Here is a 15,781-nt window from a genome sequence, read left to right as displayed (position 1 = left end):
TGAGACCCACTGCCCTCCGAGACCGGCCTTTCGCCTGCGTTTGAGGCTCGTCAAGACTAAGGGAAGTAAATCATCCAACGTCACCATGCCTAGATCGGCCGATCGGGCGACAAGCGGCTGTCCTACCGCGTCGCGCATGGCTAACGTCGGCGGCGATGACCATTTGCACCTGCATCACGCCTCTCCGTTCCGGCTGCACGAAAACCGCGTTGGGGAAAGCATTTTGCGCGGGACGTAGTGGCCGGTGTGTCCGGTTCCGCGCCCAATTTCCGAGTCGCGCATGATCGCCCGAAACGCCGGCCGCGCGCTGTTCGTCGCGACGATTCTCTGTGGATCGTTTCTGCTTTTCCTCGTCCAGCCGATGATCGCGCGCATGGCGCTGCCGCGGCTCGGCGGCGCGCCGGCGGTGTGGAACTCCGCCATGCTGGTGTATCAGGCGCTTCTGCTCGGCGGCTATGCCTATGCGCATTGGCTCGGCCGGGTGCGCCCGCGCACGCAGGCGGCGATCCACGTCGCGGTGCTGGCGCTTGCCGCCTTGTGGCTGCCGATCGGCCTGGCGGCGACCGATCCTCCCGCCGATGCCTCGCCCGCCTTCTGGGTGCCGTGGTTGCTCGGGCTGTCGATCGGGCCGCTCTTCTTCGCGGTGTCGGCACAGGCGCCGCTCATCCAGCGCTGGTTCGCGGTGGCCAGTGGCGGGCGCGATCCCTATGCGCTCTACGCCGCCTCCAATCTGGGCAGTTTCGCCGGGCTGATCGCCTATCCGCTGATCGTCGAGCCGACGATGGCGCTGCACGCCCAAAGCCTGCTCTGGAGCGGCGGCTATGTCGTCCTCGCCGCGTTGGTGATCGCGTGCGCAACCCTGTTGCCGGCGGCCGCCAAGGCCGAACATGTCGTCTATACCAGCGCGCCTGCGGCGCGGCGCAGGATTGTCCACTGGATCGCGCTGGCGCTGGTGCCGTCGGGGCTGATGCTCGCGACCTCGACCTATCTGACGACGGACATCGTCGCGATGCCGCTGCTCTGGGTGCTGCCGCTGGGCATCTACCTGCTCAGTTTCTCGATCGCCTTTGCGCAGAACCGCGCCGCCGCCGATCTCATCACCCGCATCGCGCCGGTCACGATCCTGCTTTTCGGCGGCGTCATGATCGGCGGCTATCAGGAGGTGCCATATTTCAACGCAGGCATCGCGCTGGTGCTGCTGTTCATGGCCGCGACTGCGCTGCACACCGCGCTGTACCGGATCAGGCCGGAGCCGGACCGGCTGACCGGCTTCTACCTTGCGATGTCGTTCGGCGGCGTGCTCGGCGGCATCTTCGCCGGGCTGATCGCGCCGGTGGTGTTCGACTGGACCTACGAATTTCCGCTGCTGATCCTGGCCGCGGGCGTGCTGGTGCCGCAGGTCTTCCTAACCCGTGCGGTTCGCGATTCCTGGTTCACGTCGCGGACGATCGCATTCGCCACCGTGATCTTCGCGATCGCCTTGCTCTTTGTGTTGCGCGCCTTCGGCCCCGCCGATCTGTTCGGCGATCAGCACATGGGACTGTCGTTCGTCATCATCGCGGTCGTCGGTGTCGCCACGATCGGCGCGCGCCTGCCCTATGTCGTGCTGCTGACGAGTACGTTGATATTGTTCGGCGGCTACCGTGCGCTGGCGCTGTCGTACGAAGGCGATGCGCGGACCCGCAGCTATTTCGGCGTGTACACGATCCGCGGCGATGCTCGGGTGCGTGAGCTGGACCACGGCACCACTGTTCACGGCATCCAGCTGAAAGGATCGGAACGGCGTGAGCGCACGCCGACGACCTATTATGCGCCGCGATCGGGCGTCGGGCGCGCGATGCTGCGCCTTTCCGCGCAGGCGCGGGTCGGCGTCGTCGGCTTGGGGACGGGGACGCTCGCCTGCTATGCGCGTCCAGGCCAGCAATGGCGTTTCTACGAGATCGACCCCGCGGTGGTGCGGATCGCACGCGACTCCGGGCACTTCACCTATCTGGCGCGCTGCCTGCCTCAGCCGGCCATCCGCCTGGGCGATGCGCGGCTGCGGCTGGCGCAGGAGGCGCCGGCCAGTCTGGATATGCTCGCGCTCGACGCCTTCTCGTCCGATGCGGTGCCGATGCACCTGATGACGCGGGAGGCATTTGCCACCTATGCGCGCGTGCTGGCGCCGGACGGCGTGCTGATGGTGCACATATCCAATCGCTTCCTCGATCTCGAACCCGTCGTCGATGCCGCGGCGCGCGGCGGCGGCTGGCAGGCACGGCGGCTCGATTACCGCCCGTCCTTGCTTGACCGGGGCAGGCCCTCGGCTTCCCTCTGGATCGCCCTCACGCGCGATCCCGCCGTCATGGCGAAACTGACGCGCGGCGATCCGGATTGGGAGCCGTTGCGGGCGCGCGACGGCTTCACCGGCTGGACCGACGATTATTCAACCATACTGCCCTTGTTGAAGGGGTTCTAGGCCGGTGCGAGCATCGCCTGGAGCCGCGCGATCGTCTCCCCCTGCCGGGCCGTTTCCGCCTCCGCGCGCGCGCCGAGCGCCGTCAGCGCCGGATAGGCGGGCGCCAGCGTCGCACCGCGCTCGATCGCGATCTGCTCTATATCGGTGGCAACGGCCGATGCCTGTGCCCGCCAGTCGTCCAGCGTCGCCAGTGCGCTCTGCGCGCTCAGCCATGCCTCGCTGCCTGCGCGCGCACTCCGGGCGGCCGACGCAGCACGCTGCGCCGTCGCCGCATCGCGTGCGAACCCGGCGGCAACGGTGTCGAGCCGCGCCGCAAGCGGCGTCAACCGCGCGTCGAGCACGGGATCCGGCGCGGCGGTCGCCACCACGGTTTCCGGCTCGGCAAAGCCCTGCTTCTCGATGCCGCGGGGTGCAAGCGAGGGATAACCCCCACCGTCCGAAGTGCAGCCGACAAGCGCAAGCAGAAGGGCGGCGGCGGGGGCTTTGCGGAACATGGGGGCGATCATCGCGCCGGGTCTAGGTCGGCTGGGCAGGGCACGCAACAAATTGCCGATAGCCTCTTGCACCATCCGGCTCGCCTGCTAATAGCGCCCCTCCGATGTGCGCCCGTAGCTCAGCTGGATAGAGCATCAGACTACGAATCTGAGGGCCGGGCGTTCGAATCGCTCCGGGCGCACCAACACACCCCCGCCGAAGTCTCTGACTCGGCGGGGGTTTGTGTTTCAGACGGACCGCGCTTCGGCGATCGCGGCGAGCATGGCGGCGGCGATCTCGCGGCGACAGATCAGCAGGTCGGGCAGCAGCGGGTTCTCGCAATTGTAAATGAGCGGACTGCCGTCGATCCGCGATGCGTGAAGCCCGGCCGCCAGCGCCACCGCGGCGGGGGCACAATTGTCCCACTCATATTGGCCGCCATCGTGAAGATAGGCGTCGGCGCGGCCCTCCACGACGGCCATCGCCTTGGCACCCGCCGATCCCATCGCCAGCATCGCCGCGCCCATCGCTTGTGCGGTGAGCCTGGCGATCTCCGGCGCCCTGGTCCGGCTGACCGCGATGGTTAGCGGCGCACAAGGGCGGCGGGGAAGAGCCGCGTCATCGGTCGCATAGACCTTGCCGGCAGCGGGCACCGCCACCGCGCCGATCGACGGACGACCGCCGATCGCCAGGCCGATGTGGACCGCCCAATCGTCCAGCCCCTCGGCATATTCGCGGGTGCCGTCCAGCGGATCGACGATCCATACCCGGCTGGCCGCACAGCGCGCACGGTCATCCACCGATTCCTCGGAAAGGATGAAGTCGCCGGGGCGGGCAGCGCGTAGACGATCCAGGATGAGCGCATTGGCCTGCGCATCCCCCCGGTCCCCGAGTGCCCGCCCATTGCAATCGCCCCGCCGACGAATGGCGAGCAGCAACGCGCCCGCTTCCTCGGCGACGGCACGCGCCAATTCGGTGTCGTTCACAGGTCGGGGCTCCAGATACCGACGACATGTTCGACGACACGCTCAGCGGCGGCTTCGGGGGTTTCGCGGCGGGTGTCGATCCTCAGTTCCGGGGCAAGCGGCGGTTCGTATGGGCTGTCGATCCCCGTGAAATTGGCGAGCTGTCCGGCACGCGCCTTGCCATACAGCCCCTTGACGTCGCGGGCCTCGGCATCGGCGAGGGGCGTGTCGACGAAGATCTCGACGAACTCGCCCTCGGGCAACAGGCTGCGCACCATGTCGCGTTCGGCGCGAAAGGGGGAGATGAAAGCGGTCAGCACGATCAGCCCGGCATCGGTCATCAGCTTGGCGACCTCGCCGACGCGGCGGATGTTCTCGACGCGGTCGGCTTCGGTGAAGCCCAGGTCGCGGTTCAGCCCGTGACGGACGTTGTCGCCGTCCAGCAGGAAACTGTGGCGCCCGAGGGCGTGCAGCTTCTTCTCCACCAGATTGGCGATGGTCGATTTGCCGGCGCCCGACAATCCGGTGAACCACAGGACGCGCGGACGCTGGCCCTTTTGGGCGGCATGGGCGTCGCGAGTGATGTCGATCGCCTGCCAGTGGACGTTCTGCGCCCGACGAAGGGCAAAGCGGACCATGCCCGCCGCGACCGTGGCGTTGGTCGCCCGGTCGATCAGGATGAAACCGCCCAGGTCGGCGCCGTCCTCATACGGTTCGAAGACGATCGCACGGTCGGTATAGACTTCCGCGACACCGATGTCGTTCAACTCCAGCGTCTTGGCAGACAGTTCGGCCTGGGTATTCACGTCGATGACATGGCCCGGGGGCTGGACGGTGGCGCCGACGCTCTGGGTGCCGAGTTTCAGCTGATAGGTCCGGCCGGGAACCAGGGCGGTGTCCGACAGCCATACGAGCGTGGCCGAGAACTGGTCGGCCGCCTGGGGCGGCGCATCGGCGGCCGCGATCACGTCGCCACGCGAGCAATCCACCTCGTCGGCGAGCACCAGGGTGACCGACTCGCCAGGCTGCGCCTCCCTGCGGTCGCCGCCGAGCGTGACGATCCGCTTGACCGTGGTCGTTCGTCCGGAGGGTATGATCCGCACCCGGTCGCCAACGCCTACGGCGCCGCTCGCGATCATCCCGGCAAAGCCGCGGAAGTCCAGATCGGGACGATTGACCCATTGGACCGGCAGCCGGAACGGCCGGGTAGCTGCGCGATCGACATCGACCGAGACCGATTCCAGATGACCGAGCAGCGTCGAACCTGCGTACCAAGGCATCTGGGGCGCTGCGTCCGCGACGTTGGCACCGGTCAGCCCCGAAAGCGGAATGGCGATGAAGCGCGTGATCCCGATCGACGTTGCAAACCGGCGATAATCCGCAACGATCGTGTCGAAGACTGCCTGATCGTGGTCGACCAGGTCCATCTTGTTCACCGCCAGCACAATCTCGCGAATGCCGACGAGGTGGGCGAGATAGCTGTGGCGCCGCGTCTGGGTCAGTACGCCCTTGCGTGCATCGACCAGGATCACCGCCAAATCCGCGGTCGATGCGCCGGTGACCATGTTGCGGGTATATTGCTCGTGGCCCGGTGTGTCGGCGACGATGAACTTGCGCTTTTCGGTAGCGAAGAAGCGATAGGCGACGTCGATCGTGATCCCCTGCTCGCGCTCGGCGGCGAGGCCATCGACCAGCAGCGCGAAGTCGATATTCTGCCCCTGCGTTCCGAGCCGTTTCGAATCGGATTCCAGCGCGGAAAGCTGGTCTTCGAAGATCTGCTTCGAATCGTAAAGCAGCCGCCCGATCAGCGTCGACTTACCATCGTCCACCGACCCGCAGGTGATGAAGCGCAGCATCGACTTTCGTGCGTGGGACTCCAGATAGGCGTCGATATCGGCGGCGATGAGCGCCTCGGGCGTGTAGGCGTTCATCAGAAATATCCCTCGCGCTTCTTCTTCTCCATGCTTGCGGCCTGATCGTGGTCGATCGCGCGGCCCTGACGTTCGCTGGTGGTGGTCAGCAGCATTTCCTGGATGATCGCCGGCAGCGTGGCGGCCCCACTCTCCACTGCGCCGGTCAGCGGATAACAGCCCAACGTCCGGAAACGGATCGACCGTTCCACGGGCATTTCGCCGGGCCGGAGCCGGAAGCGGTCGTCGTCGATCATCAACAGCAGCCCATCGCGTTCGACGGTGGGGCGCGGCGCGGCAAAATAGAGCGGCACGATCTCGATCCCCTCGGCCATGATGTACTGCCAGATGTCGAGTTCGGTCCAGTTCGACAAAGGGAAGACGCGTATGCTCTCCCCCTTGTGGATGCGCGTATTGTACAGGCGCCAAAGCTCCGGGCGCTGTGCCTTGGGATCCCATCCATGCGCGGCGGAGCGGAAGGAGAAGATGCGCTCCTTGGCGCGGCTCTTCTCCTCGTCGCGGCGGGCACCGCCGAACGCCGCGTCATAGCCGCCTGCGCTCAGCGCCTGCTTCAGGCCTTCGGTCTTCCACATATCGGTGTGGCGCGATCCGTGATCGAACGGGTTGATCCCCGCAGCCTCGGCCTCCGGGTTGCGATGGACAATCAACGCCATGCCGGCGTCCGCCGCCGCCCTCTCCCGCAGGTCGTACATCGCCCGGAATTTCCAGGTCGTATCGACGTGGAGCAGCGGGAAGGGGGGACGAGCCGGATAGAACGCCTTCTTGGCCAGATGAAGCATCACCGCGGAATCCTTGCCCACGGAATACAGCATCACCGGCGCCTCGGCCTCGGCAACGACTTCGCGCAGGATGTGGATGCTTTCGGCTTCCAGCCGCTGGAGGTGCGTAAGGGCTTGCATGTCCATGCCAGATAGACCGCGACGCCGTCGGCGCGACCAAATAATCCTGTCAGGGGATGAAGTCGCGGCGCTCGCGCTCGATCGAGTCGAGGATGCGTGCTCCGGCCATGAACACCGCAACCGGGCATGCGAGGAACAGCAGGCGCCCGCCCCATCCGGGGTATTGCTGGAGATAATGGATGCCGCGCTCCACCGCCCCGGTGCCCAGCCCATAAATGACGAGAAACGCCTCGAACTTGGTCTTGATGACGAACAGGCGGCGGATGCTTCTGAACATGCGTGTGTCTTAGCAAAAGGCGGGCCAATCCCCGAATACCGTGCCCGGCGTACGGAGCGGCATGGTTACCCGTCAATTAATCCGACAGTCGAAGAACTGTTAATCCCTTGGCTCTAGGGTGTTCTGCCAAGGATCGGGAGAGACGATGATGCCGGCGGGAACGATGAGTGTCGATGCGTTGATCCACAGCGCGTCGAGCGCGACGACGGTGCTGAAGCAGGTGACGTCTGGCAAGGCCGCCGAGGATCACGCAGAGACAAACGTCAGGACGCTCCAGCAGCTTACCGAAATTCTTGAGCGGATGACGGGCGAACTGACGAGCCGCCGCGCGAGTGACCGTTTCCAGACCGCGTTGGACCGCATTGCGCATCTGAAAGTGCGCAGCGCGAGCGAGCTGATTGAGCAGGGCAAGTGGAAGAAACTGGCCGACGAACTGCAGGCCATTGCCCAGAGCGCGCTCAACCCCGATGGGGCCGTCGGGCGGTAGCTAGAGTAACACGGCCAAATCGAGGGCTTCCAACAAAGCGGTGCGCGCTATCCGAGCAGCCGGCCAGTCGCCCAGGGTGGCATGATCCCCAGCATTCACGTGCTCGGGCCAGTATGTTTCGATGATCGCGGCTATGCGGGCCAGCTTCGCTTCATCAACCAGGAAGCGCGCGTCTACGGTTGCAGGATCGCACACGACCCGTAGGCGCAGGCAAGCGGGACCACCGCCGTTCGCCATCGACTCGCGCACATCGACAGGGACAAGTCGGCGTATCGGGCCGTTGCCGGCAACCAACGCTTCGAGCCACGCCCACACGCGCACATTGGCCTGCGCTTCGGTGGGCAGGATAAATGCCATACCGCCCGTTGGCAGAGTAACCAGCTGCGCATTGAAGAGGTAGCTTGCGATTGCGTCTCGCAGCGATACCGCCTCGGACGGTACCTCGATTATCTCAACCTGCGGCATGCGGTCGCGCAGCATAGCGTAGAAGCGGTCGCGATCGACGAAGGCTTGCTCATGCGCGAACAGCACCGTTTCGTTCGCGACCGCGACGACATCGTTATGAAACGCGCCTGCCGCGATCGCTTCCGGGGATTGCTGGACGAATAGCGCTCGTTCGGGATCAAGCCCGTGGCGGCGGGCGACGCTTTCGCTTGCGATGCGGTGTTGGCGTGCCGGGAAGCGTCCACCCAGTTCGCCGTAAACGAAGACCTCGACGCCGGGCGCACCGTGCGCAGTCGCGAGCCGCATATGATTGGCCGCGCCCTCGTCGCCGTAAGGAGCAGGGATCGGGGCATGGACCGCGAAGGCGCGGGTGTCCGCAAAGGCGAGTTCGAGCTGCGCCAAAGTCTCAGGCCACTCGTGCGCGCGGTGCGGCATGGTAATCAGATTGGCGACGCTGAGGTGACAGCGCCCGTCGTGGGTGTCGGGCGCGGGGGAGACGGTCGCGGCATTGGCGGCCCACATCGCGGAGGCCGAGGTCGCTGGCGCCCACAAGGCACCGGCCCGCGTCGCATCGGTGCCCATTGCCGTGAGCCAGCGCGTGTCGGGCCGATCGTGAGGGAGCAAAATACCCTGTACCAAGCCGAGCGCCAGGTTTGCCCGCATCTTCGCCACGCCCTGCAACGCGGCGGCGCGGGGGTGGGACGTGGCGCCGGCGTTGCCGGTCGCGGCCAAATTGCCGGGGCTTAGCCCAGCGTAATTGTGGGTGGGGCCGACGATCCCATCGAAGTTTATCTCGATCGACGTCACACGCGCGGCACCCAGGTAACGCGGTCGTCGGCGGACAGTCCCAGCGCGTCCGCGCCGTCGGGTGACATAACGATGCCATCGTCCGCCGGCCGCACGCGCGCATAGGCGGCGCGGAAATCAGCCAGACGCCCGGTGGAGACGATCGCTTCTTCGCCACCCTCGCGGTCGATCGCAACGACTGCGGCGTCCTTGGCGTCGCGCACTGTCCGGACGCGATCGGTTCGCGCCATCATCGTCGGGCCGCCGTCAAAAATGTCTACGTAATTCTCGAACGCGAACCCTTCGTTCTCCAGCATCCGCATTGCCGCCCGACCCGACGGATGCGGCAGGCCGATCGCGGCGCGGGCGTGTTCGGGGAGCATCGCGATATAAATGGGGTGCTTGGGCATCAGATCGGCAATGAACTGGTGCCCCTGAACCGCATTGAAGCGATCGGCATCCTGAAAGTTCATCCCGAAGAACCGCCCCGCCAGGCCATCCCAGAACGGCGATCCGCCCGCCTCGTCGATGACGCCGCGCAACTCGGCGAGGACACGATCGGCAAAACGCGCGCGGTGTGCGCGGATGAAGAGATACCGACTCCGCGCCAGCAGCAGCCCCAGTCCCCCCGCGCGCTCGCCGGGATGCAGGAACAGCCCGCCAACCTCGCTGGATCCTTCGAGATCGGTCGCGAGCGACAGCATCTCGGCGCGGAAGGTTCGCCCGAGTTGGCGACTGTGCTGGGTCAGCGTGCCAAGCCGATAGCTGTAGAAGGGATGTTGCTGTCCGACGTGCGTGAAGATCTGGCACGTGCCACGCACCTCGCCGGTCTTGATGTTCTCTAGGATCAAAACGAACAATTCGTCCGCGATCTCGCCGCCATCGTCGTCCCGCGCGAACGCGGCTTCGCTGCGTTCCAGCTTTGCCGTCAGCGCGGCGCGATCGGCGGGCAGGTTGGTGAAGCCGCCACCGGTCAGCTTTGCCATCTCGTACAGATGCTGGAGGTCGTCGGCGCCTGCGGCACGGATACGGAAGGTCATGCGCGGCCGTCCCGCGCTATCCGCAGGATCGTAACCGCCGACAAGGCAGCGCGTTCGGGGAGGCTTTCGGGGATCATATATTCGTCCACGGAATGAATAGCGCCGCCGCGAACGCCCATCGTATCGACGACGGGCACGCCTGCGGCAGCGATGGTATTGCCGTCGCAGACACCGCCCGTAGGCGCCCAGGCGATCGGAATGCCCAGGTCGAGGCCGACGGAGCGGATACGTTCGAAGAGAGCTTGTGCGCCGTCGTCGACGGGCTTTGGCGGGCGGTTGAAGCTGCCGTGCACCGAAATCGCGACATCATGCTCCGCGGCCGACATCACGACCGCCGCGTCGATATGTGCCTGTGCGCGCGCGATGTCTTCCTGAGTCCGAGGGCGGAAATTGACCCGCAGAACGGCGAGGTCGGGCACCACGTTGTTCGGGCCGCCGCCGTCGATCCGCGCTGGGTTCACCGCCAGTCCGCGCCCCGCCGCCTTCGACAGCCGCAACGCGACGTCGGCGGCGGCGACTATCGCGTTGCGGCCTTCCTCGGGATTGCGTCCTGCATGGGCGCTGCGGCCTCGCACCACGACCGAGAAGTTACCCGTTCCGCCCCGTGCGCCTGCCAATGTTCCATCGGCCAGCGCGGGTTCGTAGGTTAAAGCGGCGACCTTGCCGCGGGCAGCATCGGTGAGCAGGGCGGCGGAGGAAAAGGATCCGGTCTCCTCATCCGAATTGATGACGACATCATACCCCATATGCGCGGCATGCGGCGAAGCCTCGACTGCGGCAAGCGCCGCGAGCATCACCGCAAGCCCGCCCTTCATGTCGGCCACGCCGGGGCCGCCAAGCCGGTCGTCGCCCAGCCACCTGCACGTCTGAAAGGCGTGATCGACCGGATAGACGGTGTCCATGTGACCGGTGAACAACATCTGCACCGGCGCGTTGGGCCGGACGCGCAGATGGAGATGCTGGCCGTGGTCGAGCATTCGCACGATGCCGTCGGCGCCGACCTGTTCAGCGGGCGCCGGGTCCACCAGCCGCAGGTCGCCCGGCAGCATGCAAAAGGCATCGGCCAGTATCGCGGCCATCGTCGCGAGTCCGCCCGTGTTGCGCGTGCCGCTGTTCACCGACGCCCAGCGCTCTACCTGCGCCAGCATCGGCGCTGCTTGTGCGTGCGCGATCGCGTCGCGCTCGATACGAGTAAGCCCCTCCATCTCGCGACCCCTAGCCGGGTTGGCGGGCATGGGGAACCGTCAGAAGCTATAGACCAATGCCGCACGGCTGATCGTGTCGGTCGTCTTACGGTCGGCGGGCGGCATGCTCTCGAACTGCACCGAATAGGACAGCTGCGCCGACAGGGGGCCGAGCAGCTTGGCCTCCAGCGCGGATTTGCTGCTGACGGTCGAGTTGTAGCGCTGAACATAGGCAGAGGCGGTCTGGGTCAGCCCCAGCCCCGGCAAGATGCGAACGCGAAAATCCAGCGAACCGCGTCCCGCAACGCTCGACTGGATCGTCCCGTCCGTAAACCCGGTGTGGCGAAACGCGGGGCCAAGTTCGAGATCAAGCTGCAGGTTCGACGATTTTAAGACACTGTATCCCGCCCCGCTCGAGAGCGAAATGCGGTCGTCATAGCCCAGGAACCGATCGCTCTCATATTGGGCTGCGCCATAGACATAGGCGCGGTCGTCGATCTTGTAATTGGGTTCGTAGGAGGCAAGATAATGTTCGCGCGTAGTGATGCCCAGGCTCTGCTGGAAGTCCGCTTGGGCACGAAATCGGTGGCGCCAGCGCAGCCCTTCGCGGGTTGCATCCAGCACCGCGCTGCCCCCCGCCGTCTCCGAATTGCCCGTCGTTACGAAGCCGCCGAGTTCGCCGCGGCCTGTCCAAAGGTTCAAAAAGCTCGCTTGGCGGATCACGCGTTCGCGGGCCGCGGCGCGATCGGCACGCCATTTGTCCGCAATCGCGAGAACCGCATCGCCGCTCAACGGATCGGCCGCGCGCGCATATTTAACGATGGTCCCCACCTCGCCGTCGTTACCTGACGCCAGTGCGGCATCAAGCATCGCGCGGATATTCTCGGGTATCATCGCACCGGCGGCGGTCTGCACGGGCGCCGCGTCAATGAGGAGGATCAGGGCAAGCACGCCCTGTTCCGTAACGGCGTGGGACGCGTCTGCAAACTGTTCAGCCGTCGCCTCGCGCGCCGAGATGTGGTCTAAACGCGGCGAGCACCGCTTCGTAGAGCGCACGTTTGAAGGGAACCACCGCGGAGCAAAGGTCGTCCGGGTCCATCCAGCGCCATGCGCGAAATTCGGGATGGGCGGTTGCGATGTGGACATCGCCATCGGTGCCCAGGAAGCGATAGAGGAACCAGCGCTGTCGCTGCCCTCGCCACTTTCCCTTCCACACTTTGCCGATCATCTCGGGCGGCAGGTCGTAATAGAGTTCTTCGGGCGCCACCGCGATCAGTTTGACCAAGCCTGTATCGATGCCCGTTTCTTCTCCCAATTCGCGGATCGCGGCATCCCGTGCATCTTCGCCGGGGTCGATGCCTCCTTGGGGCATCTGCCAGGCTTCGAGCGTCGAATCGATCCGCTGGCCGGTGAACACCTGTCCTTCGCGGTTGACCAGCATGATGCCGGCGCAGGGGCGATAGGGTAGTTCGTTCATGCGCCGGCGGCCTGCCGCATGACCCGCGTCGCTTCGGCCTCCATAATCGCGGCGCGCAGCGCGATGAGATACCCTGCGACGTCGCTTTGCGCCGAGGGGATCGCCTGGCGAAGCGTAATGAAGCCGTGAATATTGCCCACTGCCTCGCGATAGATCACCTGCACGCCCGCCGCGATAAGCGCCGCCGCATAGGCGCGGCCTTGGTCGCGGATGGGATCGAGGCTTGCAGTGATGATGACGGCTGGGGGCATTCCGGCCAGGTCGCCCCTAATCGGCGCGCCGCGGATGTGATCGCGATCGGCGCGATAGCAATCGTCGAACCAGCCCATCGATTCGCGGGTGAGGAGATATCCGTCGCCGAATTCCGCGAAGGAAGGGTAATCGCTACGCGCGTCGGCCGCGGGATAAATCGGCGCCTGAACGATCACCGGCACGGCCGCAGGCGCATCGCGGAGCGCCATCGCGGTGGTAATCGTGAGAGTACCGCCCGCGCTGTCGCCGCAGACTACCAGGCTGGTCGCGGTTCGCCCCAACTCGCTCGGGTTGCTTGCCACCCAGCGTGCGGCAGCCTCGCAATCGTCCGGAGCGGCGGGCCAGCGATGCTCGGGCGCTAGCCGGTAATCGACCGCGACGACGGGCATGTTCAACATGCGCGACGCCTCGGCGCAGAACCCTGCGTGCGTATTCAGGTCGCCGATGACGAAACCGCCGCCGTGGAAGAACACCATAACGGGCCCGGGTTCGCGGCGTTCGGCAGCGTCGAACACCCGCGCCGGGATCGGACCTGCCGGCCCTGGGATCGTCAGGTCGGTGATGGTCGGCAGCTCGCCCAAGGGCAGATCTGCGACATCCTTGCTCGCGACGTACATCGCGCGCGCGGCGGCGGGTTCCAGCTCGTGCATCTTTGGGCCGGGAAGGCTGTTGAGATAGGCCAGGAACATGCGCACGTCGGGCCGGACGAACGGGGTGTCGGTCATACGTCTCTCCTTGGGCGACAAGGCCTTTGCGCCTACCTACGCACCGTGATCCCTGTCGTCCATCATCCGGCTTATATCGCCCCGGGACCCGGCCGGTCGACTTATCGGTGGAACAAGAATGGCCTGATCCGCGACCTATTGCAGGACGAGGGTGCGCGGATTGCCTGGCATGTTCCCGATGTCATGCCGCCGTCTTGGCTGGAGGCGTTCATGACGCGGACTATGTGGCCGAGGTGCTCGAGGCGCGCGTGCCCGCCGATAAGGTGCGTCGCATCGGCTTCGCCGTAACGCCGTCGGTGGCGGCGCGCGCCGCGATCGTGCCCGGTGGCACGTGGCTTGCCGCATGCCTCGCGCTGAGTCACGGGTTCGCGGCGAACACCGCCGGCGGCAGTCATCATGCGCTCGCTGCCACCGGTGCGGGCTATTGCGTCTTCAACGATCTGGCGATCGCGGCGGTACGGCTGATTCAGGAGGGTAAGGTGTCCCGCCTGCTGGTCGTCGATGTGGACGTCCACCAGGGCGATGGCACAGCGGCGCTGCTCGCTGGCCGAGCGGGGGTCGCAACCTATTCGATCCACGCCGAAAAGAACTTTCCGGTGCGGAAAGCGCGCTCCACGCTGGACGTGCCGCTTGGCGATGGCGTGGACGACGACGCCTATATCGCGATCCTCGAAGAGACCCTGACGCCGCTGCTCGACACGATGGCACCGGAGATCGTGCTGTATCAGGCGGGGGTTGATCCTTTCGTCGAAGACCGGCTGGGGCGCCTGGCGCTGACTCGCGATGGCCTCGTGCGGCGCGAGCGGCTGATCGCCGGGATGATGCGCGCCCGTGGCATCCCGCTGGCAAGCACAATTGGCGGCGGTTATGGTGACGATGCGCTGGAGATAGCGCGCCGCCATGTCACCGCGATCCTGACTCTCGGCGAAGCCTTCGGCTTGGCATGAAGGAACCGCATGGACGAGGCAGGCGTACCGCCCCGTGATGACCAAACCCGTTCTGCTCTGGCTCCGCCAGGATCTGCGCCTTCACGATCAACCCGCACTTCTCGCCGCCGCGCATGCGGGTGCGGTAATCCCGGTTTATATTCTTGATGACGATGCCCCCGGTGATTGGCGGATGGGCGGCGCGCAACGCTGGTATCTGCATGCGGCGTTGAAGGCTTTTGCGGTTTCGTTGGAGGGCATCGGCACGCGCCTGATCCTGCGTCGCGGCGAATCGGTCGCCATCTTGCGGAATCTCTTGGCGGAAATCGGCGCAACGACCATTCATGCGGTTCGCCACTACGAACCCTGGTGGCGCAAGGCCGAGGCGGCGCTTGATGACGTCCTCTGCCTGCATAACGGCAACCATCTAACGCGGATAGAGGATGTGAAGACCGGTGCGGGTACGCCGTTTCGTGTCTACTCGGGGTTCTGGAAAGCCTTGGCGCCACGCATGCCCCCGCCAGAGCCGCTGCCTGCGCCCGCGACCATCCGGGCGCCTGAGGTTTGGCCGGAAAGCGAGAGGCTCGATGCGTGGGGGCTGCGGCCGACGCTTGATTGGGCGGACAGCTTTCCCGACACCTGGACGGCAGGTGAGGATGCTGCCCTGGCCGCGCTCGCCAGGTTCTCGGACCATGTCGAGGCCTATGAAACCGCCCGCAACCTGCCCTCGATCGAAGGCAGCGCGCGTCTGTCCGCACACCTGCACTTCGGCGAGATCACGCCTCGGCAGGTGTGGCATGCGCTTCCCGGCCGCGGGGAAGGCGTCGAAACCTTTCGCAAGGAGATCGCTTGGCGCGACTTCACCAGCGGCGTGGTCATGGCAATGCCCGACTATGCGCGACGGCACGGCCGCCCCCAGTTCGACAAGCTGCCCTATCGAACCGGTCCCGCCGCGAACCGCGACCTGAAAGCCTGGCAGCAGGGGCGCACCGGCTATCCGATCGTCGATGCCGGGATGCGACAGCTATGGACGACGGGGTGGATGCACAACCGCGTGAGGATGATCGTCGCCAGCTTCCTGACCAAGCACCTGCTGCTCGACTGGCGGCATGGTGAGCGCTGGTTCTGGGACTGCCTGGTGGACGCCGACTACGGCAACAACGCGGTGAACTGGCAATGGGTGGCGGGTACGGGGATCGATTCCAACATGTTTGGCCGGATCATGGCGCCGCTGTCGCAATCCGAGAAGTTCGGTGCAGGCGACTATATCCGGCGGTGGGTGCCGGAATTGGCGGGGCTGGGTGACGCGGTGATCCATGATCCCGACGAGGCCGGCTCCCGGCCGCGCAACTATCCCGCCAAGATCATCGGCCACCGCGAAGCGCGCGAGCGGGCGCTGGCCGCAGGCGCAATGGCACGCTGACCCCTTTTCGCAGCGCGTGCGCGCTGGCATGGA

General features: G+C 65.9%; 14 protein-coding genes, 1 tRNA gene and 1 pseudogene. 5 read left to right on the top strand and 11 right to left on the bottom strand.

Going from position 1 to position 15,781, the window contains the following annotated elements:
- Positions 1-280: 280 nt before the first annotated feature.
- Positions 281-2,458: a fused MFS/spermidine synthase gene (locus VF643_RS02485; RefSeq protein ID WP_331041781.1), complete on the top strand. Its 2,178-nt coding sequence runs from the start codon at positions 281-283 to the stop codon at positions 2,456-2,458.
- Here the strand turns inward: VF643_RS02485 and VF643_RS02480 are convergent.
- Positions 2,455-2,952 (bottom strand): hypothetical protein, encoded by a 498-nt coding sequence (locus tag VF643_RS02480; RefSeq protein ID WP_331041780.1) that lies wholly within the window; start codon positions 2,950-2,952, stop codon positions 2,455-2,457. The genes VF643_RS02485 and VF643_RS02480 overlap by 4 nt on opposite strands.
- Before the next feature lie 108 nt (positions 2,953-3,060).
- Between VF643_RS02480 and VF643_RS02475 the strand changes: the two genes are divergently transcribed.
- Positions 3,061-3,137 (top strand) — tRNA-Arg (locus tag VF643_RS02475).
- A 43-nt stretch (positions 3,138-3,180) separates the two neighbouring features.
- On the opposite strand, the gene VF643_RS02470 is transcribed toward VF643_RS02475, so the two are convergent.
- The 4 genes from VF643_RS02470 to VF643_RS02455 are packed head-to-tail and all read right to left on the bottom strand — an operon-like array spanning position 3,181 to position 7,004.
- Entirely contained in the window at positions 3,181-3,918 is a 738-nt protein-coding gene (locus VF643_RS02470) for a 3'(2'),5'-bisphosphate nucleotidase CysQ (protein WP_331041779.1), read from the bottom strand.
- Positions 3,915-5,828 (bottom strand): sulfate adenylyltransferase subunit CysN, encoded by a 1,914-nt coding sequence (gene cysN, locus VF643_RS02465; RefSeq protein WP_331041778.1) that lies wholly within the window; start codon positions 5,826-5,828, stop codon positions 3,915-3,917. Before cysN ends, VF643_RS02470 begins: the two co-directional genes overlap by 4 nt.
- Positions 5,828-6,727: a sulfate adenylyltransferase subunit CysD gene (cysD, locus tag VF643_RS02460; protein ID WP_331041777.1), complete on the bottom strand. Its 900-nt coding sequence runs from the start codon at positions 6,725-6,727 to the stop codon at positions 5,828-5,830. Before cysD ends, cysN begins: the two co-directional genes overlap by 1 nt.
- Before the next feature lie 49 nt (positions 6,728-6,776).
- Positions 6,777-7,004, bottom strand: coding sequence for a hypothetical protein (locus tag VF643_RS02455; protein ID WP_331041776.1), 228 nt, complete (start codon positions 7,002-7,004; stop codon positions 6,777-6,779).
- Between the two features lie 145 nt (positions 7,005-7,149).
- Here VF643_RS02455 and VF643_RS02450 point away from each other — a divergent pair, with 145 nt between their 5' ends.
- The gene (locus VF643_RS02450) at positions 7,150-7,491 is read left to right on the top strand and encodes a hypothetical protein (RefSeq protein ID WP_331041775.1); all 342 of its coding nucleotides are present in this window, start codon (positions 7,150-7,152) and stop codon (positions 7,489-7,491) included.
- Here the strand turns inward: VF643_RS02450 and VF643_RS02445 are convergent, their stop codons facing one another.
- From VF643_RS02445 to VF643_RS02420, 6 genes are read right to left on the bottom strand one after another with little or no spacing between them, the layout of a single operon-like run.
- A complete protein-coding gene (locus VF643_RS02445; RefSeq protein ID WP_331041774.1) occupies positions 7,492-8,742 on the bottom strand; it encodes an N-succinylarginine dihydrolase in 1,251 nt (416 codons plus the stop codon).
- Positions 8,739-9,761: an arginine N-succinyltransferase gene (locus tag VF643_RS02440; protein ID WP_331041773.1), complete on the bottom strand. Its 1,023-nt coding sequence runs from the start codon at positions 9,759-9,761 to the stop codon at positions 8,739-8,741. The genes VF643_RS02445 and VF643_RS02440 overlap by 4 nt, the downstream gene beginning before the upstream one ends.
- On the bottom strand, positions 9,758-10,966 hold the full coding sequence (locus VF643_RS02435) for a hydrolase (protein ID WP_331041772.1): 1,209 nt from the start codon (positions 10,964-10,966) through the stop codon (positions 9,758-9,760). Before VF643_RS02435 ends, VF643_RS02440 begins: the two co-directional genes overlap by 4 nt.
- 39 nt (positions 10,967-11,005) lie before the next feature.
- Positions 11,006-11,896, bottom strand: coding sequence for a DUF481 domain-containing protein (locus tag VF643_RS02430; RefSeq protein ID WP_331041771.1), 891 nt, complete (start codon positions 11,894-11,896; stop codon positions 11,006-11,008).
- 40 nt (positions 11,897-11,936) lie between these two features.
- On the bottom strand, positions 11,937-12,422 hold the full coding sequence (locus VF643_RS02425; RefSeq protein ID WP_331041770.1) for an RNA pyrophosphohydrolase: 486 nt from the start codon (positions 12,420-12,422) through the stop codon (positions 11,937-11,939).
- A complete protein-coding gene (locus VF643_RS02420) occupies positions 12,419-13,399 on the bottom strand; it encodes an alpha/beta hydrolase (RefSeq protein ID WP_331041769.1) in 981 nt (326 codons plus the stop codon). Before VF643_RS02420 ends, VF643_RS02425 begins: the two co-directional genes overlap by 4 nt.
- Before the next feature lie 45 nt (positions 13,400-13,444).
- On the opposite strand from VF643_RS02420, the pseudogene VF643_RS02415 reads away from it, so the two are divergent.
- A pseudogene (locus VF643_RS02415) lies at positions 13,445-14,346 on the top strand (histone deacetylase).
- A 37-nt stretch (positions 14,347-14,383) separates the two neighbouring features.
- The gene (locus tag VF643_RS02410; RefSeq protein ID WP_331041768.1) at positions 14,384-15,748 is read left to right on the top strand and encodes a deoxyribodipyrimidine photo-lyase; all 1,365 of its coding nucleotides are present in this window, start codon (positions 14,384-14,386) and stop codon (positions 15,746-15,748) included.
- Positions 15,749-15,781 lie beyond the last annotated feature (33 nt).

Source organism: Sphingomonas sp., assembly GCF_036387595.1.
Lineage (GTDB): Bacteria > Pseudomonadota > Alphaproteobacteria > Sphingomonadales > Sphingomonadaceae > Sphingomonas.
This window is presented reverse-complemented; position numbering and strand designations above follow the sequence as displayed.

Coding starts and splice junctions, on each gene's coding strand:
- cysN (WP_331041778.1), bottom strand. CDS start 5,828: ATGAACGCCTACACGCCCGAGGCGCTCATCGCCGCCGATATCGACGCC.
- VF643_RS02440 (WP_331041773.1), bottom strand. CDS start 9,761: ATGACCTTCCGTATCCGTGCCGCAGGCGCCGACGACCTCCAGCATCTG.
- VF643_RS02420 (WP_331041769.1), bottom strand. CDS start 13,399: ATGACCGACACCCCGTTCGTCCGGCCCGACGTGCGCATGTTCCTGGCC.
- VF643_RS02425 (WP_331041770.1), bottom strand. CDS start 12,422: ATGAACGAACTACCCTATCGCCCCTGCGCCGGCATCATGCTGGTCAAC.
- VF643_RS02435 (WP_331041772.1), bottom strand. CDS start 10,966: ATGGAGGGGCTTACTCGTATCGAGCGCGACGCGATCGCGCACGCACAA.
- cysD (WP_331041777.1), bottom strand. CDS start 6,727: ATGCAAGCCCTTACGCACCTCCAGCGGCTGGAAGCCGAAAGCATCCAC.
- VF643_RS02485 (WP_331041781.1), top strand. CDS start 281: ATGATCGCCCGAAACGCCGGCCGCGCGCTGTTCGTCGCGACGATTCTC.
- VF643_RS02480 (WP_331041780.1), bottom strand. CDS start 2,952: ATGTTCCGCAAAGCCCCCGCCGCCGCCCTTCTGCTTGCGCTTGTCGGC.
- VF643_RS02450 (WP_331041775.1), top strand. CDS start 7,150: ATGATGCCGGCGGGAACGATGAGTGTCGATGCGTTGATCCACAGCGCG.
- VF643_RS02455 (WP_331041776.1), bottom strand. CDS start 7,004: ATGTTCAGAAGCATCCGCCGCCTGTTCGTCATCAAGACCAAGTTCGAG.
- VF643_RS02410 (WP_331041768.1), top strand. CDS start 14,384: ATGACCAAACCCGTTCTGCTCTGGCTCCGCCAGGATCTGCGCCTTCAC.